The following is a 15,773-nucleotide window of genomic DNA, read 5'->3' on the forward strand; positions in this document are numbered from 1 at the left end:
TTACGCGTTCACTGCCTGGCGCGCCGCATACACGCGCTCCTTGAACGGCGCGATGCCGATGCGGTCGTACGTGTCGATGAAGCGCTCGCCGTCGATGCGCGCCTCGACGAACGTGTCGATCAGCTTCGCGATCACGCCCGGCACTTCTTCCGCCGAGAACGACGGCCCGATCACGCGGCCGAGGCGCGCGCCGTTGCGGCCCGTGCCCTGCTCGCCGCCGAGCGACACCTGGTACCACTCGGCACCGTCCTTGTCGACGCCGAGGATGCCGATGTTGCCCACGTGATGATGACCGCACGAGTTCATGCAACCGGAAATATTCAGCGACAGGTCGCCGAGGTCGTACACGTAGTCCAGATCGTCGAAACGCTGCTGGATCGCCAGCGCGATCGGGATCGACTTCGCGTTCGCGAGCGAGCAGAAGTCGCCGCCCGGGCACGCGATGATGTCGGTCAGCAGGCCGACGTTCGGCGTCGCGAAACCGGCCGCCTTCGCCTTTTCCCACAGCGCGAACAGGTCGCGCTTCTTCACGTTCGCGAGAATCAGGTTCTGCTCGTGCGACACGCGCAGTTCGCCGAACGAGTACGCGTCGGCCCAGTCGGCCACCAGGTCCATCTGCGCGTCGGTCGCGTCGCCCGGGGCCACGCGGTGGTCCTTCAGCGACAGCGTGACGGCGGCATAGCCCGGCACCTTGTGCGGCGCGACGTTACGCTCGACCCAGCGCGCGAACGCCTTGTTCTCGAGCAGGTGCTGTTCGAACGATGCGTCGGTGTCGGCGAGCTTCTCGTAGACGGGCGGCAGGAAGGACTGCGACACGCGGTCGAGCTCGGCCTGCGTGAGCGTCGATGGGCCGTCCTTCAGGTGCTGCCACTCTTCCTCGACCTGCTGCGCGAACTTCGCGGGCGACAGCGCCTTCACGAGGATCTTGATCCGCGCCTTGTACAGGTTGTCGCGGCGGCCGTAGCGGTTGTACACGCGCAGCACGGCTTCGCAGTAGGTGAGCAGGTGCTGCCACGGCAGGTCTTCCTTGATCACCGCACCGACGATCGGCGTACGGCCGAGGCCGCCGCCCGCGAGGATGCTCGCGACCACTTCGCCCTGCGCGTTCTTCTTCAGGTACACGCCGAGGTCGTGGATCTGCACGGCCGCGCGGTCGTCCTTCGAGCCGGACACCGCGATCTTGAACTTGCGCGGCAGCCATGCGAATTCGGGATGGAACGTCGACCACTGGCGCAGGATCTCGGCCCACGGACGCGGATCGATCTCCTCGTCCTGCGCGACGCCGGCGAACTGGTCGGCCGTGATGTTGCGGATGCAGTTGCCCGACGTCTGGATCGCGTGCATCTGCACCGATGCGAGCTTCGCGAGGATCTCCGGCGTGTCTTCCAGCTCGACCCAGTTGAACTGGATGTTCGAGCGGGTCGAGAAGTGGCCGTAGCCGCGGTCGTGTTCGCGGGCGATGCGCGCCAGCATGCGGAGCTGGTCGCTGCGCAGGTTGCCGTACGGAATCGCGATGCGGTGCATGTACGCGTGGCGCTGCATGTACAGGCCGTTCTGCAGGCGCAGCGGACGGAACTCGTCTTCGCTCAGCTCGCCCGACAGGCGGCGGCGCACCTGATCGCGGTACTGTGCGACGCGTTCGTCGACGATCGTCTGGTCGTACTGGTCGTACTGATACATTCGGGGACCCCAGGGTTTTCGTGGTGACCGCGCGACGTCCTAGCCACGTCGCGCCCGAATCTCCGTTCCGTCGCCACCGCCGGCGGCCTTCCGCTGCCCGGCTGGATTGCTAATGACGAAAACAGATATCCATATTTGAAAAACTCCGGTGAATCGTAATAAACTCGCCTTATATTTCAAACGACTAAAAAATTCTGTTGATATGCGGAAGGGTTATAAATGAACCTGCACCAATTTCGCTTCGTGCGCGAGGCCGTCCGGCAGAATTTCAACCTCACCGAGGCCGCCAAGGCGCTCTACACGTCGCAGCCGGGGGTTTCGAAGGCCATCATCGAGCTCGAGGACGAGCTCGGCGTGGAGATCTTCACGCGGCACGGCAAGCGCGTGCGCTCGCTCACCGAGCCCGGCAGGATCATCCTCGCGTCGGTCGAGCGGATCCTGCAGGAAGTCGAAAGCCTGAAAAGGGTCGGAAAAGATTATGCGGCTCAGGATCAGGGCAACCTGACGATCGCCGCCACCCACACGCAGGCGCGCTACTCGCTGCCGGCCGCGATCGCCGAGTTCAAGAAGCGCTTCCCGAAGGTGCACCTGTCGATCCTGCAGGGCAGCCCGACGCAGGTCGCCGAGATGGTGATCCACGACCAGGCCGATCTCGCGATCGCGACGGAGGCGATCGCCGACTACAAGGAACTCGTGTCGCTGCCCTGCTTCCAGTGGCATCACGCGGCCGTGGTGCCGGCCGACCACCCGCTGCTCGAACGCAAGCCCGTCACGCTGGACGATCTCGCGCAATACCCGCTGATCACGTACGACGATGCGTTCGCGGGCCGCAAGAAGATCAACCATGCGTTCGCGCTGCGCGGGCTGGCGCCGGACATCGTGCTCGAGGCGATCGACGCCGACGTGATCAAGACCTATGTCGAGCTCGGCCTCGGCGTCGGGATCATGGCCGACATCGCGTTCAACCCGGAGCGCGATCGCAACCTGCGGTTGATTCCGGTCGGCCACCTGTTCGGCAGCAACGTGACGCGCGTCGCGCTCAAGCAGGGCGCGTATCTGCGCAGCTATGTGTATACGCTCGTCGAGCTGCTGTCGCCGACGCTGAACCGCAAGCTGATCGAGCAGGCGCTCAAGGGCGAAGCCGAATCGTACGAGCTTTGACCGGCGCCCTAAGGCCGGTCGCTTCGCGCCAGACGCCCGGCGAGGATCAGGAACCCCTCGGGGCTGCCGGCATTTTCGAGAAACGAGGTGTACGTGTATAACCACAGGGGCGCATATCGCGCCCCTTTTCGTTGCCCGACGGAGATTCCCGCATGACGCTTCCCGCCCTGTTGCGCCGCGCCGCCGGCGCCGCCCTCGCGCTCGCCTGCGCGGCCGCGCATGCCGACCTGAAGGTCGGCGTCGACCTGTCGTCCACCGGCCCGGCCGCCGCGATCGGCATCACCAGCAAGAACGCGATCCTGATGTGGCCGAAGACGATCGCCGGGCAGCCGGTGCAGGTGACGGTGCTCGACGACGCGTCGGACCCGGGCACCGCCGTGCGCAACATCCGCAAGCTGGTCGACGAGGATCACGTCGACGTCGTGGTCGGGCCGAACATCACGCCGGCCGCGCTCGCGGCGCTCGACGCGGTGGCGGCCGGCCAGACGCCGATGATCACGCTGGTCGGCTCCGGCGCGATCGTCGAGCCGCAGGAAGGCGCGCGGACGTGGGCGTTCAAGATGGCGCAGAGCGACAGCGCGATGGCTGACGTAATGACGCGCTACATGGCCAATCACGGCGTGAAGACGGTCGGCTTCATCGGCTTCGCGGACAGCTACGGCGACAGCTGGCTGAACGAATTCACGCGCTTCGCGCAAGTGCGCAAGATTCGCGTGATCGCGACCGAGCGCTTCAACCGCACCGACGCGAGCGTGACCGGCCAGGCGCTGAAGCTGATCGCGGCGAAGCCCGACGCGATCCTGGTCGCCGGCTCGGGCACGCCGGCCGTGCTGCCGCAACGCACGTTGATCGAGCGCGGCTACAAGGGCGCGATCTATCAGACGCACGGGATCGCGACGCCGGAGTTCATCAAGCTCGGCGGCAAGGACGTCGACGGGACGCTGTTCCCGACGCAGCCGGTCGTCGTCGCGCGCACGCTGCCGGCCGATCATCCGGCGCGCAAGGCGGCGCTCGCGTTCGTCGACGCGTACGAAGCGAAGTACGGCGCCGGCACGGTCACGCAGTTCGCGGGCGACGCGGCCGGTGTGTACCCACGGCTGGCGGATGCGGTCGGCCGGGCGCTGAAAACCGCGCAACCCGGCACGCCCGCCTTCCGCGCGGCGCTGCGACGCGAACTCGAACGCGCGAACGAGCTCGTCGTGCCGAACGGCGTGGTCAATACCAGCGACAAGGATCACGTCGGGCTCGATCAGCGCGCAAGCGTGATGGGAATCGTCAAGCAGGGCCGGTTCGTCTATCTCAGCCAGTAACGCGCGAACGGCTCGCCTGGCGGCTTGCCCGGCGAGCCGTTTTCCGCCATAATCTGCCGTTCGCCGCGCGCGACTGCAGCGCGGCCAGAATCAAAAAGCCCAGGTGGTGAAATTGGTAGACGCAGGGGACTCAAAATCCCCCGCCGCAAGGCGTGCCGGTTCGATTCCGGCCCTGGGCACCAGTAAAGAAGCGCAAGAGAATCGAAGACTTGCGCAGCGCCTTCCCCCGGAGGGCTGTAGAAGACCGAAGCAGCAAACATCTTCCGAGCGACAAGACGCGCCGAAGAGTCTGCCGGAACAGAGCCCCGTGTCAGCGATGACCGGGGCTTTTTCTTTGCTCGCTTCGTCCAGCGGCCAACAGCGGGTGCGCCGGCCTGCTCCCGTTCCTGCTCAAGCGGCACGATACGTGCGGTGTGCGCCCCCCTCGAGCTTCGAACTCACATGCTGGCCCGGGAAGAACGCACGAGCAATAACGTGATTCCATGCTGTGCCCGGCACGCCCGCACAATTTCAAATACCGATTCCAAGCATGGAATTGCACCACAATATAAACCAATGGATTTATAAAAACACACCCGAATACTAATAACCCAGCCAATCAATAACTCCATCCATCATGGCAGTTACCACAAGCATATAAATCGAATGTTTGATTCCCGGGATATTTTGTTTTATTGAGCGGCAAAATCCAAAATGTTAAATATTCTACAGAACCGCATTTAACGAATATTCACAATGATCCTGTAGGATTTGTCAGTTTGCCTAAGTGATTCCAAGTCATAAACTCAAATCACGTTATGTTTTAGGCACCCCACATAGAAATAAATAGAACCAGATACACCTTCTCTTTTAATCGATTTCCATTCGGACCCGTTCCCGAGTGGCCGGGACGTGTTTTAGCGAAGCGACAACCCTATAGAACATTTACATACGAGATCGCCAGGTCGGCAATTTCCATCCAGTCTGGAGATATTGCGCCGTAAACGAAAAAAGCCCGCCGACCGAGCGAGGCGCAATACCTTCATCGCGACACGAAGATCATAGAGGCATCAAAATGAGTGAAACGCTTAAAGATGTGACGCCGGATCAGATTGCCGAACTCGAAAAGAAATCTCAGGCGGCCTACGACGTGGCGATCAAGAACAGGCAAGCGCTGGTCGCCAAGAAGCCGGAACTGAAGACTGCCTTTGACCAGAGCGTGCAGCCGCAATCGTTGTGTGGCTGCGGATGCCAGCAGTATATCTGCGGCTATTTTTGCTTCGAGGGTTGCGGCTGCGGTTGCGGGCCTAATGACGAGACGGTCTATATCAGTACGTCAGTTGCCGCGATCGGCCCGCAGCCCAATCAAGGAATCCGGGTGAAGTTCGTGGGGCAAGCAACAGGGAGCGGAACGAATATCAACGTTTCCGGCATGTATATGCAGGGGACGGTTCCCGATGCGGAGAATCTGATCGGCGTTCCGCTTTCGTTGTCGCTGTCGATCAATTCCGGCTCGGTTTCCATGACCCTATTGGAAGGCCCGCGCGTGCTGGCCGTGCTGGTATCGGGACCGTGGGTAAGCGCGAACGGCGAGTTCACGGGTTCCGGAACCGGCATGTTCACGCAAGCCTGAAGTAGCCGGCGGCACGACGTTACGTCACTGGCGCGCGCTACACGCCCGATGCCAGCCGACGACCGGTCAGGGCGTCACTTCGACGGCGCCCTGATCCGTTCAATAGAAAGACATCCATTCAGGACACGAAATGACTGCCATTACCCTCAAATATTCGGGAACGCCTTCACTCTATTTGTCCGTGGACAGCAACGGACGGTTGGCGTTCAGCGAAAATCCGTCGATATGGAATACCATCAACCCCGTCACAGGTAACGAATTCGAGAAGGTGACGTTGCAGCTGAATTCCCCCGGAAACGCTTTCGACCTACGGTATCTCAGCTGCCCTCCCAATCCGGAGTCCGGCAATCCATTTTTGCTGCTCCCGGATGCCCATGCCGCTGCCCGGCTTTCCCAGGTCGGCCCGAGCATCAATGGTTTTCCGATCATCGTCAACGGCCTGACGAATGCCTTCCTGAACCGCACCGTTGAAAACGATGTCATCGTCGGAAGCGACGGGATGCAAGCTTTTATCGTGACCCCCGTTTAATAGTCGAGAAAGCACTTCGCTTCAGCAAAATTCACGTGGCATTCTTATCCAAGGAAAATCCGATGAACAAAGAAGCATTGAAGAACGATGCGCGATTCCAGGCATTCGCGTCTCGCGATAGCTCGGCGTCGCTGGCCTTCGTCACGGTCACGGGAGTGAACTTCGTCAACAAGTTCGGCGCAACGTTGACCGACGCATCCGAGGGCGTCGCGTATCAAGTGACGAATGACAGCATCGATGCCAGCATCGTGGCCATTTTATGCGCGGCCCGGACGACAGGCGCCCCCGTTTTGATCGCATTCAATCGAGTCGGCCCTGCCTACCAGAACCAGCAAAACATCATCCTTACCGATCTTACCTATTGAGGTAGCGGGAAGCTGAAGAGCAGCGAGTGGCGTTCATGCAATGGGTAATTGACGCCACTCGATGCCCCGCTATTGTCTTCCGTCCCGCTAATTGGGACCTTGTCCGATTGTCGCGTGCGCAATTCCCGCCGCACGGCCGCACCGTGTGCTGTCACATCGCCTCAGCCCGTCAGCTCCCGCACGAAGTCGAGAAACACGCGCACCTTTGCGGAAACGAGATTCGACGCATGGTGATACGCGTAGAGCGGGAATGTCTCGTCCGCCCATTCCGGCAGCAACTGCACCAGCCGCCCTTCCGCAAGGATGTCCCTCGCATAGAGCTCCAGCAGCTGCGCAACGCCCTCACCGCCAACGCATGCGCCGAGCAGCGCCCCCGTATCGTTGACCGTCAGCCGTCCGATGGCGTCGAACGGCACCACTTCGTCGCCGCGATGGAATTCCCATCCGTACGGACGGCCCGTCACCGGATCGCGAATCAGCACGCAGCGGTGCCCGTCCGCGAGATCCCGCGGGTGCCGCGGCTCGCCGTGACGCGCGACATAGGCCGCCGACGCGCAGGTCAGCACGTGCGTCTCCAGCAGCAGCCGCGCACGGTATGACGACGGCTCCGGAATGCCGAAACGCACCGCCACGTCGAACCCGTCGGCGACGAGGTCGCCCATCCGGTCGCGCACGCTGATCTCGACGGACAGCTCGGGGAAGCGGTCGAGGAATTCGGCCATCCTCGGCGCCAGCACGTAGTGGCCGAAGGTGCCGTCCACGTTGACCCGCAGCCGTCCCCTGACGCGCGCCCGGGAACGGCCGGCGTCGACCGCCGCCTCCTCGATGCCGGCCAGCAGCGGCGCGACCGCCTCGTAGAAGCGCCGCCCTTCGTCGGTCAACGTGATCGCGCGTGCCGTCCGGTTGAAGATCCGGATGCCGACGCGCTCTTCCAGCCGCGCGACCGCGCGGCTCACCGCCGGCTGCGTCAACCCCATCGCCTCGCCCGCGCGCGCGAAGGTACCGGCCTCGATCACCGCCGAGAGCACACCGATACCGCTGAGGAGCCTGCTGTCGAATGCCATGAGACATACTTTTAGTCATTCTTGATCTGATCATTATTCATTATTTTTATTGACCGCGGAAGCCTACATTAGTCCTGTCGCCGGATCGCCCGGCCCTCACGAACCAAGGAGCAGGACATGAACACATCGAAACAGGTCGCCCTCGTCACGGGCTCGTCGCGCGGCATCGGTGCGGAAATCGCTCGCCGCCTCGCCCGGGACGGCTTCCGGGTCGTCGTGAACTACGCCGGCGGCGCCGGCCCGGCGCGCGAAGTGGTCGACGCGATCGCCGCCGACGGCGGCGAGGCCATCGCGGTACAGGCGGACATCGCCGACCCGGCAGCGGTGGCCGCGCTGTTCGATGCGGCCGAGCAGGCATTCGGACACATCGATGTGGTCGTCAACAGCGCGGGTGTCATGAAGCTCGGCGCGATCGCCGACTACGACGACACGACGTTCGACCAGACCGTCGCGGTCAACCTCAAAGGCACCTTCAACGTCAGCCGCGAGGCGGCAAAGCGCGTGCGCAGCGGCGGCCGCATCGTCAACCTGTCGTCGACGATGGTCGGCGTGCGTCTGCCCACCTACGGCGTGTACGTTGCGACCAAGGCAGCCGTCGAGGGACTGACGCAGGTCCTCGCGCAGGAAATGCGCGGCCGCGGCATCAGCGTGAACGCCGTCGCGCCGGGGCCGGTCGCGACCGAGCTGTTCCTCGAGGGCAAGAGCCCCGAGCAGGTCGATCGCCTGGCGAAGATGAACCCGCTCGAGCGGCTGGGCCAGCCCGCGGACATCGCCGGCGTCGTCGCGTTCCTCGCCGGCCCCGACGGCGCATGGGTCAACGGCCAGATCCTGCGCGCCAACGGCGGCATGTGCTGACCGACGCAGGAACCGCGCACACCGCACAAGGGCCGCCCGCCGTGGCCCGCCCCCACCCGCTTGCAGGAGATCGATCATGAAGGAAGTCATTCTCGTCACCGGTGCGTCCAGCGGCTTCGGCCTGCTGACGGCCCAGGCACTCGCCCGCGCCGGCCATACGGTCTACGCGTCGATGCGCGAGAGCGCCGGGCGCAATGCGCCGCGCGTCGCCGCCATCGCCGACTACGCACGCGAGCACGGCGTCGACCTGCGCACCGTCGAACTCGACGTCGGCGACGACGCATCCGTCGCCGCCGCGATCGAGCGCGTGATCGCGGACAACGGCCGCCTCGACGTCGTCGTCCACAATGCCGGCCACATGGTGTTCGGCCCGGCGGAAGCGTTCACGCCCGATCAGCTGGCGCAGCTCTACGACATCAACGTCGTGTCGACCCAGCGCGTGAACCGGGCCGTGCTGCCGCACCTGCGCAGCCGGGGCCGCGGCCTGCTGGTGTGGGTGTCGTCCTCGTCGGCGCGCGGCGGCACGCCGCCGTTCCTCGCACCCTACTTCGCCGCGAAGGCCGCGATGGATTCGCTCGCGGTGTCCTATGCGGCCGAGCTTGCGCGCTGGGGCATCGAAACATCGATCGTCGTACCGGGCGCGTTCACCCACGGCACGAATCACTTCGCCCACGCGGGCAAGCCGGCCGACACGGCGGTGCAGGCCGCGTACGACGACGGCCCCTACGCGAGGGTCGCCGAGCAGGCGTTGCAAGGCCTCGCCGCACTCGAGCCCGCGGACGCCGATGCCGCCACCGTCGCGACGGCGATCGTCGACATCGTCGCCGCGCCGTCTGGCAAGCGCCCGTACCGCGTATTCGTCGATCCGTCGCAGGACGGCGCGGAGGAAGTGTTCCGTGTTGGCGATCGCATTCGCCGCGAGATGTTCCGCAACATCGGACTCGCCGACCTGCTCACACCGCGCGTCGGCAACTGATCGCGCCGCGCGCCGGGCCGGCCGGCGCGCGTCAGTCTCGCTCGCAGAACCCGAGGATTGCCTCCGCGACCGCGGCCGGCGCCTCCCGCTGCGGAAAGTGCCCCACGCCGTCCAGCACCTGTCGCGCGTAGCGCCCCGTGAAGAACCGCTCGCGCCCGGCCGAGCTGTCCGGGTGGTTGCACGCATCCGCGCCGCCATGCAGCACGAGCGTCGGCACCGACAGCCGCGGCGCCGGATTCAGCCGCGCGTCGTCGTCCGCATAGGCCGGCGTGCCGGGCGCGAAGCCCCACCGCTGCCGGTACGAATGCAGCACGACGTCGATCCAGTCGGGCCCGTCGAACGCGGTGGCAGCCGCGTCGAATTCCGCCTCGCGGTACCAGCCCGGCGGCGACCACGTATCCCACATCAGGCGCGCGAACGCGCGCCGGTCGTCGCGCAACGCCTGCTCGCCGCGCGGCGTCGCCATGAACCAGTGATACCAGTAATTGCGCGCCTGCTGCAGCGACAGCGGCTGCGCGGGATCGTTGGTGCCGTAGCCGACCGACAGCATCACCAAGTGCGACGCGACGCCGTCGCGCAGCCCGCATGCGTTCGCGACCGCGCGGGCGCCCCAGTCGTGTCCGATCAGCACGGGCCGCTCGAGGCCGAGCACGTCGACGAATTCCAGCAGGTCGCGCCCGAGCGCCGCGAGCTGGCCGCTGCGCGGCACCGTCGCATCGCGAAAACGGGTCGGCGCGAAGCCGCGCAGCGCGGGCGCCAGCACGCGGTAGCCGCGGACAGCCAGCGTTTGCGCCACCGTCTCCCAGCCGACGGGGCTGTCCGGCCAGCCGTGCAGCAACACGGCCACGCGTTCGCCGCGCGGATTCCATTCGAGATAGGCGAGTTCGAGCGACGCGGTCGTCGCAAATCGATAAGCGGTCATCGTGCACTCCGGTGAATCGTCTGAAGGTCGATGGTAGACCCGCCTCTCATCATGATTCGCGGCGTATCATGATCCATTCTTTGAATATCGCGTTGAATCGACCCATGGAACCGCCAATCGATCGCGCATCGACCGCGCTCGACATCGCGCTGTTGCGCACCTTCCTCGAAGTCGTCGACAGCCGCGGCTTCGCGCCAGCAGCGGAGCGCCTCGCGCTGACGCCGTCCGCGGTCAGCGGCCACATCAAGCGGCTCGAGCAGGCAGCCGGCACGGTGCTGCTCGCGCGCACCACGCGCCGCGTCGCGCTCACGCCGGCCGGCGACACGCTGTACGCGTACGCGCGCAATATCGTCGACATGGAGCGCGAGGTGCGTGCCCGGCTGCGCGGCGCGCCCGCGCATGGCCGGCTGCGCGTGGGCGCATCGGAGGACTTCGCGGGCACGTGGCTGCCGCAGGTGTTGCGCACGTTCCGCGACAACCATCCGCGCACGTCGATCGAACTGAAGGTCGGGATCACCGCGTCGCTGTTGCGCGAGCAAGCGCTGGGCCGGCTCGACGTCGTGTTCGGCAAGCAATGCCGGCAAGTCGACGCAGCGGGCGAACTGCTATGGGAAGAACCGCTCGTGTGGGCGTTCGCGTCGGATACGGCGCTCGACGCCGCAGGCGACGTGCCGCTCGCGCTTTTCCCGGAGCCGTGCGTGTATCGGGAAGCCGCGGTGTCCGCGCTCGCCGCCGCGCTGCGGCCGTTTCGCGTGCTGTTCGAAAGCGGCAGCATGGCCGGGTGCGTATCGGCCGCGCTCGCCGGCTTCGCGGTCACGGCGCTCGCGCGCAGCCAGTTGCGCGACGGTCTGCGCGCATGCGGGCCCGACGACGGCCTGCCGGCATTGCCGGCCGCGCGCTTTCATGCGTTCGCGTCGAAGCCCGACGGTGCGGCAGCCGCGCTGATCGACGCGGTGCGGGCCACCGGGCGCAGCCGGCAGTTCGCCGCGCGGCCCGGCTGAACCCGCACGCCGCGGCCGCAACACCCGTCGACGGCCGCTCACACCTGCCGATCTCGGTCGGCGCACGCGAGCGCGGCGCCCTTTTCAGTCGCCGCGCGCGGCCACACCCGTGTCGCTCAGCGCATCCGCCATCAACTCCCCGAACCACTCGATGAACGCATTGAGCCGCCGCGACCGGTGCCGGCGATGCGGATACACGGCCGACACGTCCATCGGCGCGGCGCGATGGCCGGGCATCACTTCGACCAGCGCGCCGCTGTCGAGCAGGTGCGCGACGTCGAAGCGCGGAATCTGGATCAACCCCATCCCGGCGATGCAGCTCGCGATATACGTTTCGGCGTTGTTGACGATCACGCGGCTCGGCAGCGCCAGCGTGTGCTGCCCGCCGTCCGCGCAGTATTCCCAGCCGAGTTCGCGCCCGGTCGTCGGCGACGCATAGCCGATCGCCCAGTGTCCGTGCGCGAGCGCGTCCGGATGCTCAGGGACGCCGCATTCGCGCAGGTAGTCGGGGCTCGCGCAGTTGATCAGCGCGAACTGTCCGAGCGGCCGCACGACGAGGCTGCTGTCCGCGAGCCGTCCGACCCGGATCGCGCAGTCGACGCCCTCCTGCACGAGATCGATCGTGCGGTCCGTCGAGCCGAGCGACAGTTGCAGCTTCGGGTGGCGGCGAAACAGCGACGGCAGTGCCGGCGCGATCACGCGGCGTGCGATCCGGCTCGGCGCATCGACGTTCAGCCGCCCGACCACGTCGCGATCGCGACGCCGGAACAGCCGGTCGAGTTCGTCGGCTTCCGCGAGCAGGCGCCGGCCGCGCTCGAGCAGCAGCGCGCCGTCGGCAGTCAGCTGGACTTGCCGCGTCGTGCGGTGCAACAGGCGCGTGCCGAGCGCCGCCTCGAGTTGCTGGACAGCGGCCGACACGGTCGCGCGCGGCACGTCGAGCGCGTGCGCGGCCTTGATGAAGCTGCCCATCTCGGCAACCTGAAGGAAGATTCTGACCTGGTCCAGCTTGTCCATCGGAGCAAAACGTAGGTTCGGACGACCGTCGCCGGCACCCGTCGCATGGCGCGGCCGAGCCCGGCGGCACAGGAAAAGCGGGCGCGCGGCTTGGTGGCCGCGCGCCCGTCCATTGTCCATGCAAACGGTCCATTGCGGGCGGCTGCGCGCACGCGACGCCCGCCGACGCGGCCCGTTACTTGGTCGTATAGCCGCCGTTGATCAGGATCGTCTGGCCAGTGATCCACCAGCCGTCGGTCACGAGATGACGGATGAACGGCACGACGTCCTCGATGTCGGTAAGGCCCGTCTTGCTGAACGGCGACAGCGCGGCTGCCGTCTTGTGATACGCGACCGCGTCGGCGCCTTCGGCCGGATAGAAGAACGGCGTGTCCATCGGACCCGGCCCGACCGCCGTCACCGAGATGCCGCGCGCGCCGTACTCCTTCGACGCGGCGCGCGTGAAATGCTCGACCGGCGCCTTCGACCCTTCGTAGGCCGCATAGAACGGCGTGAACGCGCCGAGCAGCGACGTCACGAGCGTGACGAGCTTGCCATGATCCTCGAGGTGCCGCCCCGCCTCCTTGATGAAGAAGAACGCCGACTTGCTGTTCACCGCGAACATCTCGTCGTATTCGGCCTCGGAGATGTCGGTGAACGGCTTCTTCAGCACCTTGCCGACGGTATTGATCGCGATGTCGATCTTGCCGAAGCGCTGCTTCGCGTCGTCGAACAGTTTCTCCACTGCAGCGGCGGTCGTCAGGTCGGCCTGGAACGTCGCGGCTTGCGCGCCGGCCGCGCGCACGGCGGCAGCCGTCTCTTCGGCCTGCGCCTGCGACGCCGCGCTGTTGTAGTGAATTGCCACCGCCTTCGCGCCGTGGCCGGCCAGGTCCCGGGCGATCAGGCCACCGAGATTCTTGGCGCCGCCTGCGATCAGGACGACCTTGTCTGCGAGCGTGTGAGTGGCCACGGTTGACTCCTTTCAGCGTTGAATGAAGCTACGAGTGTAGGCACGCACGACGCGACGGTCAGCCGGGCACGGCTGGATGAATTATCCAGAAAAACGATCCAATCATTCGGCCGGAATGGTGGGCTGCCGCACTGACGGCGGCTACTCGATCTGTCCGACGCGACACGCTAGCGGCGCCGGCCTGCCGGCTCAATAGCAGCGAATCGAATGGCATGACTTTCCGTGAAGAATGACCGCGCACAGAGCGCGCGTTCGTGCCGGTGCCGCCCCGCCGCTTGATAGAATGCGCGCGCTATGGATCTCGAAAGCATTCTCTACACGCAGGGCTTCGGCTCGCGCCGCCAGTGCCGCGGCCTGATCGAATCGGGCCGCGTCACCGTCGCGGGCGCGAGCGCGACCGACCCTGACGCGTCGTTCGACACCGACGGCCTCGTATTCGCGGTCGACGACACCGCCTGGCCGTTCCACGCCCGCGCGTATCTGGCGCTCAACAAGCCGGCCGGCTATGAGTGTTCGCGCGACCCGCAACACCACGCGAGCGTGTTCAGCCTGCTGCCCGCGCCGCTCGTCGCACGCGGCGTGCAGTGTGTCGGCCGTCTGGACCAGGACACGACGGGCCTGCTGCTGCTGTCCGACGACGGCCAGTTCGTGCACGCGTACACGTCGCCCAAGCGCAAGGTGCCGAAGACCTACGTCGCGACCGTGCGCCACCCGCTCGACGACACCCAGTTGAACGCGCTGCGCGCCGGCGTGCAGCTCCACGGCGAGCCGAAGCCGATCGCGGCGGTCGCCGCCCACGCGCGCGACACGCACGCGCTCGCGCTGACCGTCCTCGAAGGCAAATATCATCAGGTGAAGCGCATGGTCGCCGCGGCGAGCAACCGCGTCGAGGCGCTGCACCGCGAAAGCATCGGCGGCTTCACGCTGCCGGAGGATCTCGCGCCCGGCGCGTGGCGCTGGCTCGGGGAACGCGAGCTGTCGGCACTGCGCGATCCCGTCAAAACCCTCTAAGGGAAAATCCGCACGACCGTTCGGTGTCCGGCCGCATCTCGGCCGCACGATCCCCCGCTATACTGAAATCACAAGCTGTACGAGCAGCGATGCAGGGGAGACACATCATGAACATCAATCATTCGTTGGAACTGTCGTACGTGATGATCGCGTTCGCGGTCGTGGGCGCCATCGTGATCGGCGCACTGCTGGTCATGATGCACAGGAAGCACAAATACAGTCCGAACCTGATCGGCGCGCTGATCGGCGCGTTGCTGTGCTTCCTGCTGATCGAGGCGCTACCGGCGCTGACCTGACGCGCCGCGCGGCGCGAGCGTTTGAAGGAATTCGTCTACGGTCGGGTAGCGCAACGTCACGCACAATTCGGTCTTGAGGCGCGCATTGGACAGGCGCCGCGATTCGCGCATGAATGACAGCAGCGTCGGCTCGAGCTGATGCTCGGCGTCCGCGCGGCTGATGCGCGGCGGCGGCGGCAGGCCGAACACTCGCGCGACCCGGTCGAAATACTCTCCCATTCGCAGTTCGCTGTCGTCCGACGCGTGCACGGCGCGCGCCGGCTTGCCGCGCACGGCCGCGCGGCGCAGGATCGTCGCGAGATCGTCCGCGTGGATGTGATTCGTGTAGACGTCGTCGGCCGCATCCAGCGCCGGCGTGCCGCGCTCGAGCCGCGCGAGCGGCAGCCGGTTCGCCGCGTAGATGCCGGGAATGCGCACGATGCGCGCGGACAATGCGCCGCGCACCGTCGCCGCCCGCAACTGACGCTCGGCCGACACGCGCCGGAACGCGCGCGGATTCGCGGGGCGCAGCGGCTGCGTTTCGTCGATTCGCGCCCCGCCGCAATCGCCGTAGACGCCCGTCGTGCTGGCGTAGACGAGCGTCGGCGCGCGAAGGGCGTCGGGTACAATACGCGCTGCCCGACCGGGCGCGCCGGCTTGTCGGGTCGCCGCGCGCAGCGTGCGAAGCCGGCCGACCGCGGACACCGACGGTGCGGCGGGTCGCCGCGCAGGCACGGACAATGCGGCGATCAGCGCGCGGGTGCGGCGATCGTCGCTGCCGTCGGACTGCGGCGGCGCCAGATGCAGGATCGTGCGGGCGAGCCCGGCGATCCGTCCGAGCGTCGCGCGGTGATCGAGGTCGCCGACGATCGGCGTCGCGCCTGCCGCGCGCAATTCGTCGCAGCGGCCCGGATGGCTCGTCAGCGCGACGATGCGCAGGTCGGGGCGCGCGGCGCGCCATTGCGCGACGCAGCGCAGGCCGACGTCGCCGCAGCCCACGATCAGTGCGCGCGGGCGGTGCAGGATTCGAGTCGCGATCATGTTGGTTG

General features: G+C 66.2%; 16 protein-coding genes and 1 tRNA gene. 11 read left to right on the forward strand and 6 right to left on the reverse strand.

The annotated features are described in order from the left end of the window. Positions 1–1,680: a nitrite/sulfite reductase gene (locus tag SB771_RS05220; protein ID WP_105833089.1), complete on the reverse strand. Its 1,680-nt coding sequence runs from the start codon at positions 1,678–1,680 to the stop codon at positions 1–3. 219 nt (positions 1,681–1,899) lie between these two features. Between SB771_RS05220 and SB771_RS05225 the strand changes: the two genes are divergently transcribed. The 6 genes from SB771_RS05225 to SB771_RS05250 all read left to right on the forward strand — a co-directional run bounded on the left by SB771_RS05225 (position 1,900) and on the right by SB771_RS05250 (position 6,657). Beyond that, complete coding sequence (locus SB771_RS05225; protein WP_126228346.1) at positions 1,900–2,841, forward strand: CysB family HTH-type transcriptional regulator; 942 nt, start codon at positions 1,900–1,902, stop codon at positions 2,839–2,841. A gap of 152 nt (positions 2,842–2,993) precedes the next feature. Then, on the forward strand, positions 2,994–4,151 hold the full coding sequence (locus tag SB771_RS05230; RefSeq protein ID WP_175660276.1) for an ABC transporter substrate-binding protein: 1,158 nt from the start codon (positions 2,994–2,996) through the stop codon (positions 4,149–4,151). Positions 4,152–4,248: 97 nt separating this feature from the next. After that, positions 4,249–4,333, forward strand: a tRNA-Leu gene (locus SB771_RS05235). An 872-nt stretch (positions 4,334–5,205) separates the two neighbouring features. Further along, complete coding sequence (locus tag SB771_RS05240) at positions 5,206–5,763, forward strand: hypothetical protein (RefSeq protein WP_175660277.1); 558 nt, start codon at positions 5,206–5,208, stop codon at positions 5,761–5,763. Positions 5,764–5,893: 130 nt separating this feature from the next. Then, positions 5,894–6,292: a hypothetical protein gene (locus SB771_RS05245; RefSeq protein WP_175660278.1), complete on the forward strand. Its 399-nt coding sequence runs from the start codon at positions 5,894–5,896 to the stop codon at positions 6,290–6,292. 62 nt (positions 6,293–6,354) lie between these two features. Beyond that, positions 6,355–6,657, forward strand: coding sequence for a hypothetical protein (locus SB771_RS05250; RefSeq protein WP_175660279.1), 303 nt, complete (start codon positions 6,355–6,357; stop codon positions 6,655–6,657). Positions 6,658–6,818: 161 nt separating this feature from the next. On the opposite strand, the gene SB771_RS05255 is transcribed toward SB771_RS05250, so the two are convergent. Beyond that, positions 6,819–7,721 carry a LysR family transcriptional regulator gene (locus tag SB771_RS05255; protein ID WP_175660280.1) on the reverse strand — a complete coding sequence of 301 codons (903 nt, stop codon included), beginning with the start codon at positions 7,719–7,721 and terminating at the stop codon, positions 6,819–6,821. 117 nt (positions 7,722–7,838) lie between these two features. Between SB771_RS05255 and SB771_RS05260 the strand changes: the two genes are divergently transcribed. Next, complete coding sequence (locus tag SB771_RS05260) at positions 7,839–8,576, forward strand: SDR family oxidoreductase (protein WP_175660281.1); 738 nt, start codon at positions 7,839–7,841, stop codon at positions 8,574–8,576. A 76-nt stretch (positions 8,577–8,652) separates the two neighbouring features. Continuing rightward, positions 8,653–9,552, forward strand: a complete 900-nt coding sequence (locus tag SB771_RS05265; RefSeq protein ID WP_175660282.1) for an SDR family oxidoreductase — start codon at positions 8,653–8,655, stop codon at positions 9,550–9,552. A gap of 31 nt (positions 9,553–9,583) precedes the next feature. Here SB771_RS05265 and SB771_RS05270 read toward each other — a convergent pair whose 3' ends face one another. Further along, entirely contained in the window at positions 9,584–10,474 is an 891-nt protein-coding gene (locus SB771_RS05270; protein WP_175660283.1) for an alpha/beta fold hydrolase, read from the reverse strand. A 104-nt stretch (positions 10,475–10,578) separates the two neighbouring features. Here SB771_RS05270 and SB771_RS05275 point away from each other — a divergent pair, with 104 nt between their 5' ends. After that, the gene (locus SB771_RS05275; protein WP_175660284.1) at positions 10,579–11,475 is read left to right on the forward strand and encodes a LysR family transcriptional regulator; all 897 of its coding nucleotides are present in this window, start codon (positions 10,579–10,581) and stop codon (positions 11,473–11,475) included. 84 nt (positions 11,476–11,559) lie between these two features. Here the strand turns inward: SB771_RS05275 and SB771_RS05280 are convergent, their stop codons facing one another. Together SB771_RS05280 and SB771_RS05285 are read right to left on the reverse strand one after the other, a co-directional pair. Continuing rightward, positions 11,560–12,489 (reverse strand): LysR family transcriptional regulator, encoded by a 930-nt coding sequence (locus SB771_RS05280; protein WP_175660285.1) that lies wholly within the window; start codon positions 12,487–12,489, stop codon positions 11,560–11,562. A 175-nt stretch (positions 12,490–12,664) separates the two neighbouring features. Next, positions 12,665–13,438, reverse strand: a complete 774-nt coding sequence (locus tag SB771_RS05285) for an SDR family oxidoreductase (protein WP_011657695.1) — start codon at positions 13,436–13,438, stop codon at positions 12,665–12,667. A 294-nt stretch (positions 13,439–13,732) separates the two neighbouring features. On the opposite strand from SB771_RS05285, the gene SB771_RS05290 reads away from it, so the two are divergent. Continuing rightward, positions 13,733–14,449 (forward strand): pseudouridine synthase, encoded by a 717-nt coding sequence (locus SB771_RS05290; RefSeq protein WP_175660286.1) that lies wholly within the window; start codon positions 13,733–13,735, stop codon positions 14,447–14,449. Positions 14,450–14,556: 107 nt separating this feature from the next. Beyond that, positions 14,557–14,745 (forward strand): hypothetical protein, encoded by a 189-nt coding sequence (locus tag SB771_RS05295; RefSeq protein ID WP_105833108.1) that lies wholly within the window; start codon positions 14,557–14,559, stop codon positions 14,743–14,745. Here SB771_RS05295 and SB771_RS05300 read toward each other — a convergent pair. Beyond that, the gene (locus SB771_RS05300; RefSeq protein ID WP_175660287.1) at positions 14,728–15,765 is read right to left on the reverse strand and encodes an NAD-dependent epimerase/dehydratase family protein; all 1,038 of its coding nucleotides are present in this window, start codon (positions 15,763–15,765) and stop codon (positions 14,728–14,730) included. The two genes, SB771_RS05295 and SB771_RS05300, sit on opposite strands and share 18 nt — an antisense overlap. Between the last annotated feature and the right edge of the window lie 8 nt (positions 15,766–15,773).

Origin of the sequence: Burkholderia sp. SIMBA_051 (assembly GCF_046534915.1) — a bacterium.
Lineage (GTDB): Bacteria > Pseudomonadota > Gammaproteobacteria > Burkholderiales > Burkholderiaceae > Burkholderia > Burkholderia ambifaria.

Bases quoted from the DNA above. Each gene is read 5' to 3' on its own strand.
- SB771_RS05220 (WP_105833089.1), bottom strand. From the start codon at position 1,680: ATGTATCAGTACGACCAGTACGACCAGACGATCGTCGACGAACGCGTC.
- SB771_RS05225 (WP_126228346.1), top strand. From the start codon at position 1,900: ATGAACCTGCACCAATTTCGCTTCGTGCGCGAGGCCGTCCGGCAGAAT.
- SB771_RS05230 (WP_175660276.1), top strand. From the start codon at position 2,994: ATGACGCTTCCCGCCCTGTTGCGCCGCGCCGCCGGCGCCGCCCTCGCG.
- SB771_RS05240 (WP_175660277.1), top strand. From the start codon at position 5,206: ATGAGTGAAACGCTTAAAGATGTGACGCCGGATCAGATTGCCGAACTC.
- SB771_RS05245 (WP_175660278.1), top strand. From the start codon at position 5,894: ATGACTGCCATTACCCTCAAATATTCGGGAACGCCTTCACTCTATTTG.
- SB771_RS05250 (WP_175660279.1), top strand. From the start codon at position 6,355: ATGAACAAAGAAGCATTGAAGAACGATGCGCGATTCCAGGCATTCGCG.
- SB771_RS05255 (WP_175660280.1), bottom strand. From the start codon at position 7,721: ATGGCATTCGACAGCAGGCTCCTCAGCGGTATCGGTGTGCTCTCGGCG.
- SB771_RS05260 (WP_175660281.1), top strand. From the start codon at position 7,839: ATGAACACATCGAAACAGGTCGCCCTCGTCACGGGCTCGTCGCGCGGC.
- SB771_RS05265 (WP_175660282.1), top strand. From the start codon at position 8,653: ATGAAGGAAGTCATTCTCGTCACCGGTGCGTCCAGCGGCTTCGGCCTG.
- SB771_RS05270 (WP_175660283.1), bottom strand. From the start codon at position 10,474: ATGACCGCTTATCGATTTGCGACGACCGCGTCGCTCGAACTCGCCTAT.
- SB771_RS05275 (WP_175660284.1), top strand. From the start codon at position 10,579: ATGGAACCGCCAATCGATCGCGCATCGACCGCGCTCGACATCGCGCTG.
- SB771_RS05280 (WP_175660285.1), bottom strand. From the start codon at position 12,489: ATGGACAAGCTGGACCAGGTCAGAATCTTCCTTCAGGTTGCCGAGATG.
- SB771_RS05290 (WP_175660286.1), top strand. From the start codon at position 13,733: ATGGATCTCGAAAGCATTCTCTACACGCAGGGCTTCGGCTCGCGCCGC.
- SB771_RS05295 (WP_105833108.1), top strand. From the start codon at position 14,557: ATGAACATCAATCATTCGTTGGAACTGTCGTACGTGATGATCGCGTTC.
- SB771_RS05300 (WP_175660287.1), bottom strand. From the start codon at position 15,765: ATGATCGCGACTCGAATCCTGCACCGCCCGCGCGCACTGATCGTGGGC.